Below are 19,943 nucleotides of genomic sequence, written 5' to 3' on the forward strand. Positions count from 1 at the left end.
TATCGCAGATAAATCTGACCGTCTAAAGACGGTGGTTTTAACCTTGAAGACGGACTAATAAAAATTTATCTTTAAATAAGAAAAAAATATGACCTAGTGGTCAACTTGAACTATTAATGTTAAATTAAGGTAAATTTATTTACCATTCACTACTTTATAATAGTTTTTTTGATGCTACCTTAATTTAACTTTTGAACTTTAAAACAAGGGCATCAGGGCTAAATGCCATTTAAATCTTGCTGACAGGGGAATGTTATGAAGCATAACTTAGTTATTCGCTCTACGGTTGTATTATTGCTGTTGGGGTGCAGTATTTGGCACACTGCACAAGCAATAGATGCCGGAGCGGAGAAAATTGATCTAAAACGAGGTCCTGGTGGCGCTGCCTTAACTAAAGGGGACGTAGTAGTAGAAATAAAACGCCAATACGACGGTCGTATTTTATCCATTAGTAAAGATAAGAAAGGAGGTGAGGATTGCCACGTTGTGAAATTGCTTACCGAGAAAAGCGAGTTTAAAACCATCCATGTTACTTGTACTTTCTAAATCAACGGATCTCTCTTAAATTTATTATTGAGCCTAGGTATTCATCTGCGGCCTAGGTTCACTGCCTAGTACTCTTAATGAGGTAAGGCTATTATTTATACTTTATAGCACTATCACTAGAGCGCTGGTTTTAATAACTTATTTACTGTTAATCATCATGTTAAGATCACTACCTAGCTCTAGATTAAGGTTAGATTACGCTATAAATCATGCTTGGTAGTTTTTTATTCTGAATCAAGCGTGTATGATTAAGTTCAATACAGACCTTTCAAGGGGTGAAGGCTGTGTTGAACGAACTATGCCAAAAATAAACTTTTTATTAGTAATAAAGATATCAAGCTATGCGCGTACTTGTTGTTGAAGATATTGCCCTCTTACGGGAAAAAATCGTAGAAGATCTAAAACGGGCGGGATTCACAGTCGATGCTGCGGCTGATGGTGCTCAAGGTCTTTATATCGCCACCGAATATCCTATTGACATTGCTATTGTGGATCTGGGCCTCCCTCATGTATCGGGAATAGATATTATCCGCAATGTCAGAGCCAAAGGTCTTGATTATCCGATTGTTGCCCTGACGGTGCGGGAACGATGGGAATCTAAGGTTGAAGTATTAGAGGCTGGTGCTGACGACTATCTAGTAAAGCCAGTACATGCTGAAGAACTTTCGGTGCGTTTGCGAGCCTTATTACGCCGCAAAACGGGCTGGACTCAAGCAGAACTCTGTTGTCCTCCCATTCGCCTTAACACTTCAGAGCAGCGCGTCTATATTGAGGATCGTGAAATCATTCTCACGGCCTATGAATATCGTGTTCTTGAGTATTTGATGCTACATGCTGGTGAAGTAGTTTCTAAAACACGTCTCACTGATAGTTTGTATGAAGAAGATACTGATCGAGATAGTAATGTCATCGAGGTCTTTATTCGTAGACTACGCCTTAAACTCGACCCTGACGAAATCATTAAACCGATTGAAACGTTAAGAGGTCGTGGTTACCGCTTTACTCTAGAAAGGACTAACCCATAACTATGAGTAGTTCACTGCGTAGCCGCCAGCTAGTCAGTGGCTTTAGTATTATTGTGGTCGGTATTTTAGTGTTGGGGGTATTACTGCACTTAAGTCTTTATGAGCGCAAAAAAGAAGATTCCAGCCAAGAGCTACAACGTACTGCTTTGAGTATTTTAGGTTTTCTAGAGTTTGATCACGGGCGCTTTAAAATAGTGGAGAATCTGGCTCAGGAAGCTTCGCATTTTATCGGTGGAGAGCGCTTTGGTATCACGGGTGAGCGTGAGCACTTTGCTTATATTTATGATCTTACTACACGCAGTATTGTTTGGAGTTCACACTATGAAGACTATGAAAACAACTTAAATGCTAATGTCAAAGCATTAGTGGCTTATTTTGATTTTGATGAAATTCGTAACGATGAAACCTTAAAAAATGCGGGTGCTAAATCCATCGTGCGTATTTTACGCCCCATTGATACCCCCGAAACTAAAACGGATAACCCCTCTTCCTCCCCTAGTACTACCAGAAATAAATATACCAATGACGAATACCAAGTAGCCTTACAGCGCTTTACCTACAACTATGGTGATTATATCTTTGTTGTCGCTCAATCCTTGGAGGCGGTTAATAAAGAGATGAGCGATCTTAGGGTACGTTTCGCGGTACTCTTCTTCGTTTCTGTAGTATTGATTTTAATTGCCCAATTAGCCTCTAGTTTCTGGGTAGTCTCTCCTATTAAAGAATTTGAAGAGGAAGTGCACTCTATTCAATTAGGCGAGCAAGAATTAATCGTAGATGATTACCCCGAAGAGCTCACGCCGATCAAAAACACCATTAATGCCTTGATTAGCCATGAATCAGGACAAAAACAGCGCTACAAAGACTCATTAGACGATCTAGCTCATAGCCTGAAAACACCGCTAGCGGCTATTCGCTCTCAGATTGATGTTGGCAATCAAGACCCTAACCGTTTACAAGCTGTACTAACGGATATAGCCGGTCAAGTCGACTATATGCAGGAAATCATTTCACGTCAGCTCCGCAAAGCTATGGTTACCAGCCAAAGCGCTATCATTATTTCTCAACCAGTCCGCCCCGTGTTATTACGTTTGGCTGAGACGATGAAAAAGGTTTACCGCGATAAAGCCTTTGAAATTCGTATTCTGGTCGATGATTACGCTAAATGCCGCCTTGATGCTGAAGATTTAATGGAGTTAATGGGTAATCTACTCAGTAATGCTTGCCGCTTTTGCGATCAATTGGTAGAAGTCTCTGCTCATATTAGTGAAGGCATGTTGATTATTGATATTGATGACGATGGCATGGGCTTCCCGAGTGAAAACCCTGCAAAACTATTGCAACGCGGTATTCGTGAAGACAGTAAAAGTGAAGGTCAAGGTATCGGTCTAGCTGTGAGTACCGAGATTATTTCAGCCGTGGGTGGAAAAATCGAACTGCTGGTATCCCCTCAAGTAGGTGCACGAGTACGTCTCCACTTACCTATTTAATCCCATTCCATCAGATAAGGACATTAGCGCCAGCCGTTAATGTCCTATAGTTGAGTGAGGTCAGCTACTGATCTGAACCTGCACTGTTAATAACAAAGCGTTCTACTCCCACACCAATCCCTAAACGCTCCGGATAGCTCATATCTGTGACTAAGCTAGGTGGCTGTCTAAACTCACCCTCAGAGGCAACCCGCGCTAAATACAACACATGATGCGGTACTTTCTTGTTCAAAGGTAATACCGCCCAATAACGGTCTTGGGCTAACTGCTCAGTAAGTAAAGGTGTGGTTTCTAGCAACTGACCAATAGGTTTGTCCCGTCCCTCTAGCGTTAAACTCACTACCTCCGGTACAGCACTCACTAAGCGTTGATCTAATACCCAGCCTCCGGGTAATAAATCGACTACCAATGCCTGAGCTACTTCCTCATTGGCATTCAACTGTAAATGTACTACCACTAGATCACCTACTTGAAAGGAGGCTAAAGGTTTTTTCCTACCCGTAATATCATATAAAGTGCGCTGAATTTGGAAAAAATCCTTTTTTTCAGCTAAAGGTGGTTGTGGATAACCCTGCACTTCTAAAGTGGCATGCACCGATGAGTTAGGTTCTGCTTTTACTGCTACTCCGGCATTTAATTCACGCGCTGAAATATCTAAACGATAGGCCCCTTTCTGATTAACGCTTAAGCCCCTAGACTGCAACATAAATTGCGCACTCCACGTAGGTAAACTTTGAGTCGCATTTAACTGCTGCCCTAGCTGGAAAAAAGCCCATTGCTCTTGAGTAGTATAGTAATTACGTACATAGATTTGGCGATTGAGTTCTTTAATGCGCTCCGCTAAAGCAGGAATACTGTGCTGATACTTAAGCAATAAAGCCATCAGCCAAGCCTGATCACGGATAGCACTGCCATAATCACCTAACTGTAAGGTATCATCACGCTTCAGCTCTAAAGCTAAGTCAAATGCTTCTCGGCTACGCTGCCCATCCGTGCGTTGATAAAGTGCTAAACCCAGATGCACTAGAGGTAAACCTGATAGCGCTTTTTTATGATCTTGATCGTACCAAGCCCTGAGATTACCCAAACTCACACGATTCATACGCGATAATACATAAGCACTATACGCTTTAATGGCAAACGCTAAATGCTCAGGATTATCCACTCCCTTAGTAGCTACATTAACTACCCCTAAGGACAATTGAGTTTCTAAATAATCCAAGACCCCATTTAATAAATAATCCGGTACTACAAACCCTTGCTCCTTAGCATCTAATAAAAAGTCAGCGACATAAGCGCTTAACCAAGGGTCAGCGATCATATGACCGCTCCATGCAGCAAAGCCCCCATTGGTTAATTGCAGGCTACTTAACTGTGCCATTGCATTTCTTATGTACAGCTCTCGACTCACTAACGACAAAGGTATTAGCCCTAGATTATTAGCCCAACTAGGATCTAAAAACAGATAAGGGTAATTTTTGCTAACCATTGCCTCTAACGAGACGTAAGGATAAGTGAGTAAATCATCTAGCCCTGCCCGCACACTAAGTTCAGGTGTGCTACTTAACGTCAGGCGTGCGCGTAGTGAGTCGGTTTGTAAATTTTGAATAATGGTTTTGTCTAAGGTAACTGCACCATCCTCACTACTAATGGTATACAAGCGTGAGCGCTGTAAACGCGGATAAGCTGAGCGTACTAATACATTAAATTTACGATGCAGCGTAAATCCCTTACCCTCTAAAGCAAACTCAATAATCCCCTGCCCAAAACGCCGACTGGCTTTAATAGGTAGCACTACAGTCTTAGTAGCTCCCTTATCTAGTACATATTCATGATCTGAAGTCGTGGCTAAATATAGGAAATCATTCGTGCCAATCCGCAAGTTAACGGTTTGGCTTTGGTCGGTTTGATTGACCAAAAGTACTTTTAATTGCGTAGTATCCTCAGCCGCTAAAAAGCTGGGTGCTTGCGTGGTCATTTCCACGGGTGCTTCTAGGGTTAACTCTTGACTCGTAGCGCCTAACTGCTCCTCGCCTAAGGCTACTGCGGTGAGAGTGAACGATCCTGATTCACTCGGCATAGTTAACTTAATATCCGCTTCGCCCTGCTCATTAAAATGAACTGTGCTACTCACTAGATGTTGAATAGTGGGTTGATTAAAGGCACGTTGAGAGTTAAGTAGGTTAGGTATTTGATGACTAACAGAACTGCTATAGGAGCCAGCTTGCTGAGTGGTTAGTAATTTGGCATAACTATCATAGTGCTCCACACCATAGCGCTTAGGGGAGAAATAATAGGTAGCGGGATTCCAAGCTGCCTCTTGCTTATTAGGCATGACCTTACTATTCACCGCCGCCAAAAATACTACGGTACTTTTATCCTTTAAATTATGTGCTTTCACTTTAAAGCTTACTAATTGCTCAGGCAAAACCTTGTTAGGCGCTTCTATAGTGAGCGCTAAATTACGCTCTGAGCGATCTAGTGGCAAATGAATAATCCCTAAAGCTCTATTAGGTGTCACTGCTTGTGCCGGATCGGCTGGGCGTAATAATAAGGCACTAATATAAAGATCATGGCGCTGCCAATTGCGTTGAATCGGAATAGTAAAGGTGGCTCCCTGAGCTGGAATATGTACCTGCTTAGACCATAATAATTGGTCGCCTTCCACTGTTAAGATGGCATCCCCTGCTGAGGGAGGCGTAATAGTGACCTGAGCCACCTCCCCCGCTTTATAAGCCACTTTGTCTAAACTCATTTTGACTTCATAAGGCTCTAAAGCTGCATTAACGCCTTGCCAACGCCATCCCACGTCAAAACGATAGGCGGTTTTGAGTTGGGTGACAGGATCTTCCACTTCTAACCAATACTCACCTGACTCAACCTTAAACTCAACTGTGGTGGACTGATCCTCCGCTAAGTCAAGGCGTTGTTGCTCTAAAGGTATGAGTTGTTCACTGGCTACCTGTTTCCACCCTTCTTCGGGGCTATAATCCCAAGCATAATAACGTTCTGCTTTTAATAAGGTTACTGCTGCATTAGCTGATTTAAGGCGCTGCCCTGCTTGATCCCATTTGGCTAGCTCAAAACGTACCTTGGTATTAGCCTCTAGCGCATTGGCTTTAAACAGAGGTTTAATACCGATTAAAGCATTGGCTGGCCAATAGTTTTGTTGTAGTTGCTGCTCAATTTTATAGCCACTTGGCTCAAATAACTGAGCCGTAAACTGAATCTGGAGCGGGGTATTGATTTTAAAGGCGTTCATATCAACCTCCCAAAACCCTCCACCCGATTGATTAAGCACGAGGTCTGATTCCGCTTGAATAGGGACATGATTTTTATCGCGGGCATCGCCAAAATAGAAGCCGTTAGCTAAGGGTTGGTGTTGTAATTGCATCGTTTGCAATAATTTAACCTGATACCCACTGGCGAGTTGATGATTAAAGGTCTCACCGTGTAAGGCTAAAATGATTTTTTTAGTAGTACTGCTATCGTGTGTTGAACTACTTAACTGTAGAGTGAGCCACTCAGGGGTATAGCTTTGAACTACAAAATGAAATTGATTAAGCGCTTGCTGATCGTCCTCGTTTAAACGTACCTCAACCGACCAAGTGCCATTGGGTGCATCATAAGGCAATTCAAAACTATCGCTAAATAAGCCTAGTTCACTCGCTTGAGCTGTGAGTTTTTGCTCATAAATCACTTTTTGATCAGGGCGTTTGAGTTTTAAATAGGCTTCTTGGGTAGATAAGGGTAAACCATCCCTATCTCTGATAGTAAACAATAACTCGACTATATCTTTAGGGCGAAACAAACGACGGCTGCTATAAAAAAATATATCCACTGCCTGATCGGGTTGACCTAGCGCTATAGTCTTATCTAATTGCAGAGCGGGATCTCGCAAATCAATAAAGGCTAAATCATTGCCCTGTAAAGCCGTAATTAAAAAAGCGCCCTGCGGTATGGTATTAAAATGAGCACGTCCACTACTATCGGTAGTTCTCACAATAGCTGTTTGATTAGCCCCATATAATTGGATGGAGAGATCTTGCACAATTTGCCCACTCGACAAGGTATGGGCAAACACCTCAATTTGCTGAGCATAGCGCCTGACATGCAAGGCTAAATCCGATACCAGAAAATAAGTGACTCGATACGCTTGTTCGCCAAATGTGCCGGGTTGACGCATCACTACAAAATATAAACCGGGTGCTTTTAAAGCTGAAATACTCTCTACCGGCAAAATATTTTGTTTAATCGTATTAGGTTGTGCTTGGGTCAAAAAGCGCGTGCTATACACACTATGAGTAAATTGGCGAATATTATGTAAATCATAAACATTAAACCCCTCACCTAGTTTTAGCTGCTCCATCACAGTAGGCAAATATTGTGGGGCAACGCGCAAGAATTCTAAATCTAGTTCAGGCACATTCAAACTACGAATCGCCAACCCCTCAGTGATACGAGTAGGTAAGATGCTGGCACGAGCACTAAAATCAAATTGCGTTTCTACGATTTTAGTTTGTAATGCTAGATCGACTGGTAATGCCTGCACTAAATTATTGGAGGCTGCCTTCAGACCCGGACGAATTTGCACTCGATAAGGAGTATTAGGCGTGATTGCAGTAAAATAAAGTCGTCTAGGGTTACGATCTAGTTGCCAAGTCCCTTTGACTTGAATGCCATTAGAGGTCGTAGTAATAAAATTAGCATGCTCTTGATACTCATCCAAAGGCTTAGAAAACGTTAGCACTAAAGCCGGTTGATCGGCAATCGTTTGCTCTGTTAAACCGATTACAACTAATTCGTTGAGGAGCGTGTGATTAGTGAAGGGTGGCTTAGTGTCAGCGGAGCTAGTGCTTGCCATCAACCCTAAAAGTAAGGCTAATAGCATAGATAAGAATTTCCCTAGACTCATGCACTGAACCAACCTGCTTTATTATCAAAGCAATGATTATAAAACAGTTAGAGGAAAACGGAACTAAATTGACTATAAAAAGAAAGATGGCGTCCCTACGGGGATTCGAACCCCGGTACTCGCCGTGAAAGGGCGATATCCTAGGCCACTAGATGATAGGGACACTGATTGACTGCTTGTAAACTTTAAAATGGCGTCCCTACGGGGATTCGAACCCCGGTACTCGCCGTGAAAGGGCGATATCCTAGGCCACTAGATGATAGGGACACTGATTGACTGCTTGTAAACTTTAAAATGGCGTCCCTACGGGGATTCGAACCCCGGTACTCGCCGTGAAAGGGCGATATCCTAGGCCACTAGATGATAGGGACACTGATTTATTGTTTATTTCCTTCGCGCGGTGCGAACAACACTACTGTAGCTAATCCGGCAAACGTTATTACAAACCCTACTGGAATCACCATAAATAGAAACTGCGCTAATTGATCATAGTCCATAAACATTGCACTAAATCCGCCTACTAGGCTTAAAAATGTAATGATTAGACCTAAAATCAATCCAATCTTACCCACCAGAACCATAATAACCTCGTTCGGAGATAAGTTGGTGGAGCTAAACGGGATCGAACCGATGACCTCTACAATGCCATTGTAGCGCTCTCCCAGCTGAGCTATAGCCCCACATTAAGGAAGCGCGTATTCTTCCCTAATCACTTATTTCTGTCAAGCGCTAGATGAACTATTTTTTACAAACTCAATAAAGTCACTGATGCGCTTCAAAGTAGTTTCCTGACCTAATAACTTAAGCGTCACCTCTAAAGAAGGAGATGAAGTACCGCCCGTAGTCGCTAAACGTAAAGCAGGTCCTACCTTACCTAGCTTTACTTGGAGCTGCTCACACCCTTGCACAATAGCTTGATGAATCGAATTTGCATCCCAAGTGGTTAATTGAGCGAGATGTTCAGCCACTACCTGCAAATAGTGCGGAGTATCCGGTGATACCTGTTTTTTCACACCTGCCTCATCATAGCTAGAGATAGGCTCATAGAAATAACGACTGGCTGCCACTAGCTCTACTAATGTTTTGGCTCGCTCCCGCTGTGCCTCAATCACTTCAGTAATAGCTGGCCCTTTACTAATATCCAAGCCTTGTTGTTGTAGATGCCATTGCAACTCCTCCGCAATACGCTCAGCCGGTAACGTTTTAATATAGTGCTGATTTAACCACAGCAATTTATCAGGACTAAAATTAGAGGGCGCACGGTTAATGTCTTCGATTTCAAAGAATTGAATTAACTCTTCGCGTGAAAATACTTCTTGATCGCCATGTGACCAGCCTAAACGCACTAAATAGTTCAACAGTGCTTCTGGTAAGTAGCCATCATCACGATACTGCATGACACCTACCGCACCGTGCCGCTTGGATAAGCGTTGTCCATCATTACCCAAAATCATCGGCACATGCGCAAACTTAGGCAAAGTCGCACCTAAGGCTCGCATGATATTGATTTGACGTGGGGTATTATTAATATGATCGTCACCCCGAATCACATGGGTCACTTGCATATCAATATCATCTACCACCACACACAAGTTATAAGTTGGCACACCATCGGAGCGAGCAATAATCAAGTCGTCTAGTTCAGCATTAGCAATGGTAATTTTGCCCCGAACTAGGTCATCAACTTCTACAACTCCATCCAAGGGATTTTTAAAGCGAATCACGGGCTGCACACCTTCTGGTGGTGTCGCCGTCGAATCACGCCAACGACCGTCATAGCGGGGTTTTTCTTTACGAGCCATTTGTGCTTCACGTAGGGCATCTAGCTCTTCTTTGGAGCAATAGCATTTATACGCATGACCTGAATCGAGTAATTGCTGAATGACTTCACGATAACGCTCAAAACGTTGCGTTTGATAAAACGGACCCTCATCATAATCAAGGTCTAACCAATCCATAGCCTCTAAAATGGCATCAATCGACGCCTGAGTAGAGCGCTCTAAGTCAGTATCCTCAATGCGTAAAATAAAATCACCGCCCGTTTTACGCGCATACAGCCACGAGAATAACGCAGTACGCGCACCGCCGATATGCAATAAACCAGTGGGACTAGGCGCAAAGCGGGTTCTAACTTTCATACCAAGCAATCCTGAATAATAAACACGCGGCACAGATTACCAGTTAAAACTCATAACGACCAGTTCAGGTACTAGAAAGACTGGATCTTCATCAATCAAAACAAGAGTTATTAATTGATAAAATAAACGTTGATTGCCTATACATTCAGCAATAATTCATACCTTAGTGGCTATTCTGTACTCAGTTCTTAGGGCTAAAGGGGTTAAGCACCTAGACGAAAAGGTAGGAAAATATCTACCAAGTTTAGACAAATTCCAATAAAAATAAGTCAGCTATTTAGAGCCTTCTATCAATAAGATAGAGGGCTTTTTGCTTTTCGATACGGCTAATTATTAAATGGAGCAGCCTGGCTATATAAGGTTTTTTCATTATTTAAAAACCCAAAAAACCGCGAATAAATAAGCCGATAATTGCACACAAATCCAAGCCATAATTCCGGCTAATACATCATCCAGCATAATCCCCAAGCCACCTTGCACTTTTGCATCAATCAGTTTAATAGGCCAAGGCTTGAGAATGTCAAACGCTCTAAAAAAAATAAATCCTACTATAATCCATAACCAACCTGTTGTAGGTGCTGCGATCATAGTGATCCAAAAGCCAACAAACTCATCCCACACAATCCCGCCATAATCGTGCTCGCCTAAGCGTCTTGCTGACTCACCACAAATCCAAATACCCACCAGCAAAGCTAGTAGCACTACCCCTAAGTAAGTCACTAGCGACCATTGAGCCATCACTAAATACAAAGGAATAGCGGCTAATGTACCAAACGTTCCGGGGGCTTTGGGCGCAAGCCCACTACCTAAACCAAAGGCTAGAAAATGAATGGGAGAGGTGAAAACAGTACGCGCAGAAACAGCAGTCACGAGGCTGACCTTATGGGATTAAAAAAAACAGTGTACTTATTCTGCACGCACAATTAAATCGTCAATTTCCTGCACTTGGCAACGAATACGCCGCATCACCGGCAATAACTCCATAAATAAATCCAGCAACTCTGGATCAAAATGCTTACCTTTTTGCTCCAGCATTAAGGCTATAGTTTCTTCTTCACTCAGTGCTAATTTATAGACTCGTTCATGCACTAGCGCATCATACACATCCACAATCGTCGTAATCCGCGCCGCTATTGGAATATCATGACCTGACAAACCTAAAGGATAGCCCGAACCATCCCAACGCTCATGGTGGCAAAGGGCTATATCCGCCGCCATATCTAGTGAAGAAATACGTGAGTTTTCCAACATTTTAGCGCCAATTTCAGTATGACGTTTCATAATGCTAAACTCAGCCTCAGTTAGCTTACCGGCTTTAAGCAGAATGCGGTCTGGCACACCAATTTTACCTATATCATGCATAGGTGCTGCAATACGAATATCATCAACCTTATCTTGTGACCAATTGAGTGCTTTTGCCATCGTGGCAGCATATAACCCAATGCGGCGTACATGCGCCCCCGTTTCTTCATCTCTGAAACTGGTTAGGCTCACAAGTTTTAAGGCAATTTCTTCTTCACGTTGCTTAATTTGCAAAGTACGGCGTTGGACTTCAGCCTCTAACTCTTCGCGCACTAATAAACCATTACGCATTAACTGGAGGCGTGCGACTTCTTGATAATAATCCTCACCCATACGCTGAATAAACAGAATCGGTTTACCCTCAACCCATACAGCACTGGCTTCTAACACTAACTCGCGTTGTAACTCATCAATTTCAATCCAAGGGCCTGAACGTAAGGGATTAGTACCCGCATGCTCCCAATGCCGCTCAGCATCCGGCATGAAATAATGCAAATAGGAAAATACTTCCGTTAAGGCATAACCTTGAGACTGTTGAGCTAACTTCAGCCATAATTGTATCCAAACGGGTGAGTCTGAAACGACTTGAAATAAACCATCCGGCTGGCGCACGAATATTACCATGTCTAAGGCGCGATAAAGGGCGGGTAACACTTTTGATACGAGCGTAGTCATCTTGGCATACCCTCCTACCTGGTAACCATTTGTTCAGCTAAGACCTGAAACATTGCGTTCACCCCCATGCCCTCTTTCGCACTCGTTTTAATAAGCGGCAGTTGGAAAGCTGCTAAATGCTTTAAGTGCTTTTCTTCTAATAACCATTGATCTTTGAGGTCGCATTTATTCAATGCGAATAGAATGGGTATATCGCCTGCCTGTTCTTTAACACGCTCATATAGCATTAAAGCAGTGTCTAAAGTATTGAGTCTGGTAGTATCAATGACAATAATGCAGCCTGCTGCCCCCCGAATATAGGTAGGCTTCATGGTGGTATAATCATCCTCACCCGCCACATCCCAAATCATGAGCGTGATGTCTTGGTCGCCTATCCAGACCTGTTTTTTATCGATTTTGACCCCTACCGTGGTATGGTATTTGTCGCTATATAGGCTACTGACATAGCGCTTAATCAAACTGGTTTTGCCAACTGCAAATGCCCCCAATAGGCAGATCTTTTTTTGTATCATAGTGATTTGCTCATCTGTTATGAGCCTTAGTGCTTTTCTAATGACTGCAAAACAACTTTAAAAGTCACACTACGTTGCTCATCGGACGTAATGGCTTCACTACTAATAGCCGCAATGGCTGCTACTAATAATGTTTTAGATACTCCAAATTTTGATAATTGATCGATTAGCGCTTGAGCGCGAGCTAAGCCTAGCTGTCGATTAAATACTTCTGTGCCCGTACTATCGGTACTGCCTACTAATGTGACTTGTACACTGAGTTGCTGTTCTAGCGCTAATTGTTCAAGGCGCTTTAGATTATTGGCTAATATTTCAATGAGCGCCATACTCTTTTCTGATAATGCGGCACTCCCGTGCTCAAATAAAACAGACGTACTGCGAATCGTATTAATTAAATGATTTAAAGGCGCTTTGGAATCTAGGCTAATCAACTGGCTAGTATCTAATTGTTCTAACCCTAAGCTATAAATCCATAACTGCTTCAAACGTGCTACCCAAGCCTCCTCTGCATTACCCCTCACATATAAGGTCTGCCCTTGAATCGTCAGCTCTACCCCAGCCGGTGGACTTAAAAGCTGCTGTGCACGCTTTAAAGCAATACTAGGCTCCGTAGTGATATAGGGTTGCCATATAAAACTAGGATTAAATTGTTGACGGATGTCATCACTCAGCGTTAAAGCGCTAGCGGGGACTAGAGGGTCACGTAAACCTTTTACTTGATAACCCTGTTCGGTTAATTGCGCTCCTAATATGACTATTCCGGGTAGTGCATCCCATTGCGCTAGCGTTTGCTCCCATAACTGCTGTTGAGCAAGTTTATGTTGGCGCTCTACATGAGCGTTATAAGCCCAATAGCCTATACCCGCCAGTACTAACGCCAGCACACCATACGCTAGCCAAGGCTGTTTGGTTTTATCTGTCTTATCTTGGCGTTGCGCTTGTAGACACTGCTGCAATAAAGGCTGAGTAGGCGCAAAAGGCTCACTATCACCGGAATAATTTTTTAGTAATCCATCATAACGCTGATGAATAGTCTCTACCATTTGAATCAATAAAGAACGCAATTCTGCCGGAGGCGTACCACGCACGACCGCAGCAATGGCGGCATAAGGTCCTTGCTCAATTAAAACACTTAACTCACCTAAACGTAGTGCATTTAACGAACTCTCATCGGTGAAAGAATCCGCCATAAAGTCTTGAATCGCACTGAGCATGCTACTGACCATATCGGGATCTTTAACAATGGCATTTTTAGAGACGACGTGCTGGAGCAACAAGCTGGTTTCACGATGAATGAGGAACACCTGTTCTACTTGATAGACCAAGGTTTTCATTAAAACGACTTCGGAGTATTTGCGTCCTGTGCGCCATGCATCAAAACGCCACCGAATCGAGCGTGGTGATAAACTTTGCTCTAAGAGCTGATTAAAGGTTTCTAAAGTTTGCGCCAATGTTTCATGAATGGACTTACGAATAGCAGGTCCCATGACTGGGTAGAGTGCATTTGCCACTCGCTGTGGATCATTATGGATAAAATTCTCTACTGCTTTATCCATACTCGGCGTTAACGCTTGTACTAATGCATTATCGGAACTAGAGGAACGCAATTGAATCGCCTCAGCCAGTACCGATGCGACCCGTGCCGTGTATTGATTAACATCTTGAAGCTGATTTTTGAGGGCTAATAACCCAATATAGTCGGAACCCAACAGCAATAATCTTAAGCGCTCTAAATCCTGACTATCTGCGTGCAGGTTAGTAGGCGCACTTAAGGCGGCTTTAGTGTAAGCTCGTTCCGCACTATCGGTAGTCACAACCCTACTCCTTCACACCATCATAGAGTTGTTTGGCGACTCCCTGCAGCATCATAGCTAGCGCTTTACGGTCTGGCTTATCTTGACGTAATTGGTTTAGAGCCTGCTCTAGTTGAGACTGTAATTGCTCACGAGTCGTACTAATACTTTGCTCAATACGCAATACTTCTTTTTGCAGCAAGCCTTGAGATTCGTCTGACGTAACTTTTTGTTTTTTATCTAAATCAGTGAGTTGACGCCCTACCTCATCCAAGCGATCTTTAGTGAGCTGAGTATCATCACGCCGCGCTTTAGTTTCGTCTTGGAGCAAGTCTTTGAGGAGCTGAATTTCGCGCTGTAAATGGTCAAAGCGTCTTTGGGTATCCTCAGTCCAAGCATTCACCGACACGCGTACAAAACGCTCTAATGCGGCCTGACGCTTTTCATTTTCGCGCACTTGCTCGCCAAACAGAATATTTCTAACCATATCCAGATTTTGATCGGTACTACCTGCTGTGACTGTGCTTTCTGGAGAACGGCTAGCACGCATAAAATCTTTATTAGGTTCTGTGGCTAGGGTTTTAGGTGGTACGGTAGGAGTTGCTTCAATCGTACTCATAAGGATTCCTTCACTTCTTTTTATAATGGCCAAAAGTCAAAAATAGAGCCTTTGCGCACGGCAACCTTTGCTTTTAGCTAACCATGTTTCGATAAATCCTAGCAATATTGGTACAAAAGTGGGATTTTTTAAGATATGTGGTTGGGTGTTTGGAACGATCTAAATGGCAATCCTCTGACAGGGTTTAAAAAACCCCCACTACATCACTCACCTTGATGCAATGGGGTGCATTCAATCAATCCCTACTCAATGTGTAGCCGACTTATTTTGCTATGTTTCAATCCACGCCTGTAAGGGCGAACTTGGACGAGATTAAGACTACTGTTGCAGATGCTTTAAACCTTGAAGGAGATTCAATCATCGAGCAGGGTGTTAAGAGCCAAATGCAGTATAACAAGAGTTATTTTATAAATGCAAATAATTCTCATTTACTTGGTTAGCGCTGACAAATTGCTGAATCATCCGGTTGCTCCACGCTAGACACGATGACCTCTAGAAATTGATTTAACTCCTCGACACTTAACACCGATAAGATACGATTCACCACATCAGGATCAACCTTAGCTACCGTTTGCTGACCATTAGTTAATTGCAAGTACAAGCCTACTGCACTCGCTGCTGTATCATCTTCCAAAGCCTGCTCAGTAAAGCGCTGATCTTCGGCACTTAGATCATCAAAAAGCCGATCAAGCGCATCCCAAATACTCGGATCAATAGCCTCACTCACCTTAAACACCATCGCGTTTTGTACTGACTCACGCTCTTCTTGCCAGTCAATAGCGTATTGTTGTAAATGCTGCCTAAATTGATCGGCTGCCTGTGGAGTAAAAAATAAATACTCAATAATATCGCTCATGTTGAGGCTCCTTGATTTTCCTCTTTGGATACCCGCAATAGCACTTTATCCATCCAACGACTGGGCAATACACGTTTTAGGATAGCAAAGAACTTTGTTGGCTTAGTCACACGATAGCGCACTTTAGGCTCTGGGCTTTGCAAAGCATCCCGCACACACTCCAGCACTGCGGTCGGTGGCAAAGTAAACGGAGCGGCGGGCCCTTCTTTGGCTAAACGTGCAATCGCACCTCGATACTGGTCACGGAACACACTAGCGTCAATATCCACATTGTCACGCAGCATTTTTAATGAATTTTTACGAAATAAACTGGTAATCGGTCCCGGCTCAATCAAAACCACCTTAATATCGGTATTAAATAGTTCCAAACGTAGCGTATCGGCTAAGCCTTCTACGGCATGCTTACTGGCATTGTAAGCACCACGAAACGGTAAGCTAATAAAGCCCAAAACCGAACTATTATAAATAATGCGCCCCTCATTGCGCTGACGCATGAGCGGTAGCAGTAAAGTAGTCAATTGATGCCAGCCAAATACATTGACCGCAAATTGATACTCTAATGCTGGGCGACTAATATCTTCCAAAGCACCTGCTTGCCCAAAACCACCATTATGAAATAGCCCATACAGCTCATTATTAGTACGCATCATCAGCTCATAGGCACAGTCTTGAACACTTTTCGCATCCGCTAAATCGAGTGGTATTACCCGAAAACCTTCAGACTCCAAGCGTGCAATATCTTCTGGCTTACGGGCGGTTACATAGACTTGATAGCCCTCTAATTCGCGCAAACCTTGTGCAACACAATACCCAATCCCACTCGATGCCCCAGTGACCAATACATTACGCGTCATCTCGATTCCTTTTACTCATCACACCTTGGTGACGAATGTAACTAGGGTTATTGAATTTTCCTAGTACTAGACCCATTATTCGCAGCAGATCAACTCTTGAGGACGAATAACTATGCCCATTTATGCTTATCAGTGCCAAGCCTGTGGTCACCAAATGGAAGCCTTACAAAAAATTAGTGACGCAGCACTGACCGACTGCCCCCACTGCCACACGGCTAATTTACAGAAACAAGTCACTGCCGCCGCCTTTCGTTTAGGGGGAAGTGGTTGGTATGAAACGGATTTCAAAAAAGATAATAAGAAGAACTTAGCTACTCAAGAGCCAGCTCCTGCCGCTCCCGCAGCCCCTGCCTGTGGAGCTGGTGGTTGTGGTGCTGCGGGCTGTAGTAATGCTGCTTAAACCCTCTACTTAAGCCTTGCTTATTGAGTTACCTTAACAAGCCTAGTCCTAAAATTACTCTTTTTTTATCACTAGGCTTCTATTATGCACTCTAGCCATACGCATTAAGTATCTAATTTTTAACTAAAAGTATCGCGCTAATAATCAAAAACTATATAGCTATAGAGGGCTATTTAGGCTAACTTAATGTGATCTCGTAGTGTGATAGATGACTACTCGTCCCTGACTTTAGAGGCGCTGTAATTAATCACCTACAGATTTGCTATCCACTTAACAGTAATAACCAAGGAATTGCATATGAAAGGTGAGCGTCGCTTAGGTATCGTCATTGGCGGAGAATTTCTCAATGTAATAGGAGATTTAACTGCTCGTGTTTATAACTTTTATCCGTGTGACGGAGGCAGTAGGTCAGGTCTGTGGAAACCAGCTTTGGGTAGAGAGGGACAACTCTGCATTACCGTCACCGGTGAAGCGATTACCTTCTTCCCTAACCATAAGCGTCTATTAGGTTATTGTATCGATGAACGCTCATTAGTATTTAGTTTTGCAGGTGAAGATGGCTATATGCGTTTACCAACAGCTATTCCTTATAGCGGGCAATTTGTTGAGTTTGAACTCAAGATTGATGGTAGTAAGCCGAGTGTTGCTAATGTAGTACCTTTAGGCCAAACAGCGTCTCGAAGTGGAAAGATACTCAACTATGGTGGTCTTGATAAGGCTTGTTTAATCGAAGATACGGCAACAGGCTGTTTATTTTATTTCTGTATTACCTCTAAACAGTTAGCCTCTCAAGCTACTGACCTGGTACAAGACGGGCGAGTCAGTTTTGAACTCGCTTTTTCTGAGGATAAAGATTACCACAATACACGGCTTAGTCCTGTGCGTACTTCTTTGGGTCAAACCCTGTATGTCTACGGCGGATCTGGCGGAAGCTCTATTCCTTACCAATCTCCTGGGGGCTTCAGAGGGGATGTGGTTCCCCGTAACATTGCTCCCGCTCCTTAGGACTAAAACTCCCTTTTAATGAAACCCATAATCGGACCAAGCTTTCAACTCAGCCCCTATATTGCCTAACAGTAATACACTCAAACCCGCTGGTGCTGCCTGTAACACAATTGTTTTATAGCCCTGCACTCCGGCATTAACAGTACCTGAGACAGGGGCTGAGGTGCGGTCATGGATAGAGTCTAAGGTTCCCGCAAAGGCTACCGGGCTAAACGCATCAATGGTCAGTGAGCTTGTGCCCATAGTGTAGGTGCTTTTGAATTCATGCTGCATCTTAAAGCTTAAATCTTTTAGATTCGTGGTGTAGCGAAACTTGATCGACTCATAACTGTGCTGAATCGTGATACCCCCCACGACTCCGGTATAACTCAGATTATTGCTATTCAAGGCAGCATAGTTTTTCTGCTCATCTAAAGCATTCACTAAACTGGTATCCAGCAAGCCATTGATGACATCATAATCACCACTGGTATTAGTACGAGATTTTAAGTCTTTAAAAGTGGTACTTTGTCCTAAAGTCCAAGCCTGTTCATAAGCTAGTTGCACCGGACTACTAAACGCAGGCAAAGGAGAGCTAGCATACCCTACCGCGACATTCACCCCACCCGATACATAGACCGTCTCACCATAGGCGCAGTTATTAAAGGTAATGGTGTATAGATCCCCAGCCGATACCTTTTTATTTAAGTCGTTATCATTGTATTCCAGCGTATACGTACCCTCAGCACACATAGGAACCGTAAATTTAGCGCCATTAAAGCTCGGTGTGACTTTGGTAATAAAACTCAGTAAATCATTCTGCATATGAATATTGGTCATATACACATTCACTACCGCATCCACTTGAGCGCGTGTCAAGCTATTGGGCGAAGGCACAGGTAGCGGAACGGGCGTTGGAATGGGAGTAGGCGTTGGGGTGGGTGTTGGAACAGGAGTCGGTATAGGCGAGTTAATGGGGCGTGGTGCAGAGGAACTAACCGTTCCGCCACCACCACAAGCGGTCAATACACAAACTAAGGGGGCTATGATAATGAGATTAGCTTTAGACATCGCCTTGCTCTATTTTTATAAGTATAATTTATAAAAAGATTAGCAAGGTTAGATTCATAACTCAATTTTAAGTGATTACTGCACTACTTTAGGCTTTAATCGGTAGGCTGCTGTTTTTTCAAGCCTTAGCAAAAATAAATACCGCTTATTATGAAACAGGCAAGTGTGGCTTTAAAATTTCATAGATAGCCGGACGATGAGTGCGTATTTCCTCGACTGACAACCCTTCTAACGAGTGCGGATACTTTAACCATGCCTCGGTTTCGTACAAATAATAATCCGGCTCGCGGTCGATCTGATTACGGCTAGGTTTGTAGTACGGAACCGCTATACGAATATCTTCGGGAGCATTGAGGCGGGTACGACGCTGTAATTCCTTAATAATCGCCTCAATCGAGCGTCCGGTATCAAATACATCATCCACAATCAATAGGTTATCGTGCGCTTGTACGTTTTTGACTAAATAATTGAGACCAAAGACTTGCACCTGTTTGGCTTGCTTATCAATGCCGCTATAGGATGAGGTGCGAATTGCAATGTGATCGGTATGCACCCCGTAAAAATCTAAAAACTCTTGCACCGCAATCCCCATCGGCACACCGCCGCGCCATACCGCGAGCATAAAGGTGGGGCGAAAACCGCTATTGAGTACTTGCACGGCTAGCTCAAACGAGTCTTCGAGTAATTGCTGTGCGCCTAGGTATTGCTTGCTAATCATCGCTACACTCCGAGCTATAAATTGCGCTATATTCTCTAGCCTGTC

17 protein-coding genes and 4 tRNA genes are annotated in these 19,943 nt (G+C 43.3%); 5 read left to right on the forward strand and 16 right to left on the reverse strand.

Annotation, left to right across the window (positions count from 1 at the left end; all coding sequences use genetic code 11):
* Positions 1-255: 255 nt before the first annotated feature.
* From IPL34_RS18365 to IPL34_RS18375, 3 genes are all read left to right on the forward strand, one after another.
* On the forward strand, positions 256-546 hold the full coding sequence (locus tag IPL34_RS18365) for a hypothetical protein (RefSeq protein ID WP_296842950.1): 291 nt from the start codon (positions 256-258) through the stop codon (positions 544-546).
* A 341-nt stretch (positions 547-887) separates the two neighbouring features.
* Entirely contained in the window at positions 888-1,571 is a 684-nt protein-coding gene (locus tag IPL34_RS18370; RefSeq protein ID WP_296842951.1) for a response regulator transcription factor, read from the forward strand.
* A 2-nt stretch (positions 1,572-1,573) separates the two neighbouring features.
* Positions 1,574-3,061: an ATP-binding protein gene (locus tag IPL34_RS18375; protein ID WP_296842952.1), complete on the forward strand. Its 1,488-nt coding sequence runs from the start codon at positions 1,574-1,576 to the stop codon at positions 3,059-3,061.
* A gap of 64 nt (positions 3,062-3,125) precedes the next feature.
* Here IPL34_RS18375 and IPL34_RS18380 read toward each other — a convergent pair whose 3' ends face one another.
* The 14 genes from IPL34_RS18380 to IPL34_RS18445 form a co-directional block, all read right to left on the reverse strand.
* Entirely contained in the window at positions 3,126-7,976 is a 4,851-nt protein-coding gene (locus IPL34_RS18380) for an MG2 domain-containing protein (RefSeq protein ID WP_296842953.1), read from the reverse strand.
* 87 nt (positions 7,977-8,063) lie between these two features.
* Positions 8,064-8,139: transfer RNA gene (locus IPL34_RS18385), tRNA-Glu, on the reverse strand.
* Positions 8,140-8,167: 28 nt separating this feature from the next.
* A tRNA-Glu gene (locus IPL34_RS18390) sits at positions 8,168-8,243 on the reverse strand.
* A 28-nt stretch (positions 8,244-8,271) separates the two neighbouring features.
* Positions 8,272-8,347: transfer RNA gene (locus IPL34_RS18395), tRNA-Glu, on the reverse strand.
* 6 nt (positions 8,348-8,353) lie between these two features.
* On the reverse strand, positions 8,354-8,557 hold the full coding sequence (locus IPL34_RS18400; protein WP_296842954.1) for a hypothetical protein: 204 nt from the start codon (positions 8,555-8,557) through the stop codon (positions 8,354-8,356).
* 23 nt (positions 8,558-8,580) lie between these two features.
* Positions 8,581-8,656 (reverse strand) — tRNA-Ala (locus IPL34_RS18405).
* Between the two features lie 42 nt (positions 8,657-8,698).
* Positions 8,699-10,114, reverse strand: coding sequence for a glutamate--tRNA ligase (gltX, locus tag IPL34_RS18410; protein ID WP_296842955.1), 1,416 nt, complete (start codon positions 10,112-10,114; stop codon positions 8,699-8,701).
* A gap of 369 nt (positions 10,115-10,483) precedes the next feature.
* Positions 10,484-10,984 carry a phosphatidylglycerophosphatase A gene (locus IPL34_RS18415; protein ID WP_296842956.1) on the reverse strand — a complete coding sequence of 167 codons (501 nt, stop codon included), beginning with the start codon at positions 10,982-10,984 and terminating at the stop codon, positions 10,484-10,486.
* A gap of 36 nt (positions 10,985-11,020) precedes the next feature.
* A complete protein-coding gene (locus IPL34_RS18420; RefSeq protein WP_296842957.1) occupies positions 11,021-12,091 on the reverse strand; it encodes an HD domain-containing phosphohydrolase in 1,071 nt (356 codons plus the stop codon).
* Between the two features lie 14 nt (positions 12,092-12,105).
* Positions 12,106-12,603: a Rab family GTPase gene (locus IPL34_RS18425; protein WP_296842958.1), complete on the reverse strand. Its 498-nt coding sequence runs from the start codon at positions 12,601-12,603 to the stop codon at positions 12,106-12,108.
* Between the two features lie 26 nt (positions 12,604-12,629).
* The gene (locus IPL34_RS18430; RefSeq protein WP_296842959.1) at positions 12,630-14,417 is read right to left on the reverse strand and encodes an OmpA family protein; all 1,788 of its coding nucleotides are present in this window, start codon (positions 14,415-14,417) and stop codon (positions 12,630-12,632) included.
* A gap of 4 nt (positions 14,418-14,421) precedes the next feature.
* Complete coding sequence (locus IPL34_RS18435) at positions 14,422-15,015, reverse strand: hypothetical protein (protein WP_296842960.1); 594 nt, start codon at positions 15,013-15,015, stop codon at positions 14,422-14,424.
* A 436-nt stretch (positions 15,016-15,451) separates the two neighbouring features.
* A complete protein-coding gene (locus IPL34_RS18440; RefSeq protein ID WP_296842961.1) occupies positions 15,452-15,871 on the reverse strand; it encodes a hypothetical protein in 420 nt (139 codons plus the stop codon).
* On the reverse strand, positions 15,868-16,725 hold the full coding sequence (locus tag IPL34_RS18445; RefSeq protein WP_296842962.1) for an SDR family NAD(P)-dependent oxidoreductase: 858 nt from the start codon (positions 16,723-16,725) through the stop codon (positions 15,868-15,870). The genes IPL34_RS18440 and IPL34_RS18445 overlap by 4 nt, the downstream gene beginning before the upstream one ends.
* 112 nt (positions 16,726-16,837) lie before the next feature.
* Between IPL34_RS18445 and IPL34_RS18450 the strand changes: the two genes are divergently transcribed.
* Together IPL34_RS18450 and IPL34_RS18455 are read left to right on the forward strand one after the other, a co-directional pair.
* On the forward strand, positions 16,838-17,125 hold the full coding sequence (locus IPL34_RS18450) for a zinc ribbon domain-containing protein (protein ID WP_296842963.1): 288 nt from the start codon (positions 16,838-16,840) through the stop codon (positions 17,123-17,125).
* Between the two features lie 297 nt (positions 17,126-17,422).
* Positions 17,423-18,130, forward strand: coding sequence for a hypothetical protein (locus IPL34_RS18455; protein ID WP_296842964.1), 708 nt, complete (start codon positions 17,423-17,425; stop codon positions 18,128-18,130).
* 15 nt (positions 18,131-18,145) lie between these two features.
* On the opposite strand, the gene IPL34_RS18460 is transcribed toward IPL34_RS18455, so the two are convergent.
* Both IPL34_RS18460 and IPL34_RS18465 read right to left on the reverse strand, forming a co-directional pair.
* Positions 18,146-19,180, reverse strand: a complete 1,035-nt coding sequence (locus IPL34_RS18460; protein WP_296842965.1) for a hypothetical protein — start codon at positions 19,178-19,180, stop codon at positions 18,146-18,148.
* A gap of 148 nt (positions 19,181-19,328) precedes the next feature.
* Positions 19,329-19,898 (reverse strand): phosphoribosyltransferase, encoded by a 570-nt coding sequence (locus IPL34_RS18465; protein ID WP_296842966.1) that lies wholly within the window; start codon positions 19,896-19,898, stop codon positions 19,329-19,331.
* Positions 19,899-19,943: the final 45 nt, after the last annotated feature.

Source organism: Thiofilum sp. (genome assembly GCF_016711335.1).
In the GTDB taxonomy this organism is placed as follows: domain Bacteria; phylum Pseudomonadota; class Gammaproteobacteria; order Thiotrichales; family Thiotrichaceae; genus Thiofilum.

Coding starts and splice junctions, on each gene's coding strand:
- IPL34_RS18400 (WP_296842954.1), bottom strand. CDS start 8,557: ATGGTTCTGGTGGGTAAGATTGGATTGATTTTAGGTCTAATCATTACA.
- IPL34_RS18420 (WP_296842957.1), bottom strand. CDS start 12,091: ATGACTACGCTCGTATCAAAAGTGTTACCCGCCCTTTATCGCGCCTTA.
- IPL34_RS18455 (WP_296842964.1), top strand. CDS start 17,423: ATGAAAGGTGAGCGTCGCTTAGGTATCGTCATTGGCGGAGAATTTCTC.
- IPL34_RS18370 (WP_296842951.1), top strand. CDS start 888: ATGCGCGTACTTGTTGTTGAAGATATTGCCCTCTTACGGGAAAAAATC.
- IPL34_RS18375 (WP_296842952.1), top strand. CDS start 1,574: ATGAGTAGTTCACTGCGTAGCCGCCAGCTAGTCAGTGGCTTTAGTATT.
- IPL34_RS18380 (WP_296842953.1), bottom strand. CDS start 7,976: ATGAGTCTAGGGAAATTCTTATCTATGCTATTAGCCTTACTTTTAGGG.
- IPL34_RS18365 (WP_296842950.1), top strand. CDS start 256: ATGAAGCATAACTTAGTTATTCGCTCTACGGTTGTATTATTGCTGTTG.
- IPL34_RS18440 (WP_296842961.1), bottom strand. CDS start 15,871: ATGAGCGATATTATTGAGTATTTATTTTTTACTCCACAGGCAGCCGAT.
- IPL34_RS18425 (WP_296842958.1), bottom strand. CDS start 12,603: ATGATACAAAAAAAGATCTGCCTATTGGGGGCATTTGCAGTTGGCAAA.
- IPL34_RS18465 (WP_296842966.1), bottom strand. CDS start 19,898: ATGATTAGCAAGCAATACCTAGGCGCACAGCAATTACTCGAAGACTCG.
- IPL34_RS18460 (WP_296842965.1), bottom strand. CDS start 19,180: ATGTCTAAAGCTAATCTCATTATCATAGCCCCCTTAGTTTGTGTATTG.
- IPL34_RS18435 (WP_296842960.1), bottom strand. CDS start 15,015: ATGAGTACGATTGAAGCAACTCCTACCGTACCACCTAAAACCCTAGCC.
- IPL34_RS18450 (WP_296842963.1), top strand. CDS start 16,838: ATGCCCATTTATGCTTATCAGTGCCAAGCCTGTGGTCACCAAATGGAA.
- IPL34_RS18445 (WP_296842962.1), bottom strand. CDS start 16,725: ATGACGCGTAATGTATTGGTCACTGGGGCATCGAGTGGGATTGGGTAT.
- gltX (WP_296842955.1), bottom strand. CDS start 10,114: ATGAAAGTTAGAACCCGCTTTGCGCCTAGTCCCACTGGTTTATTGCAT.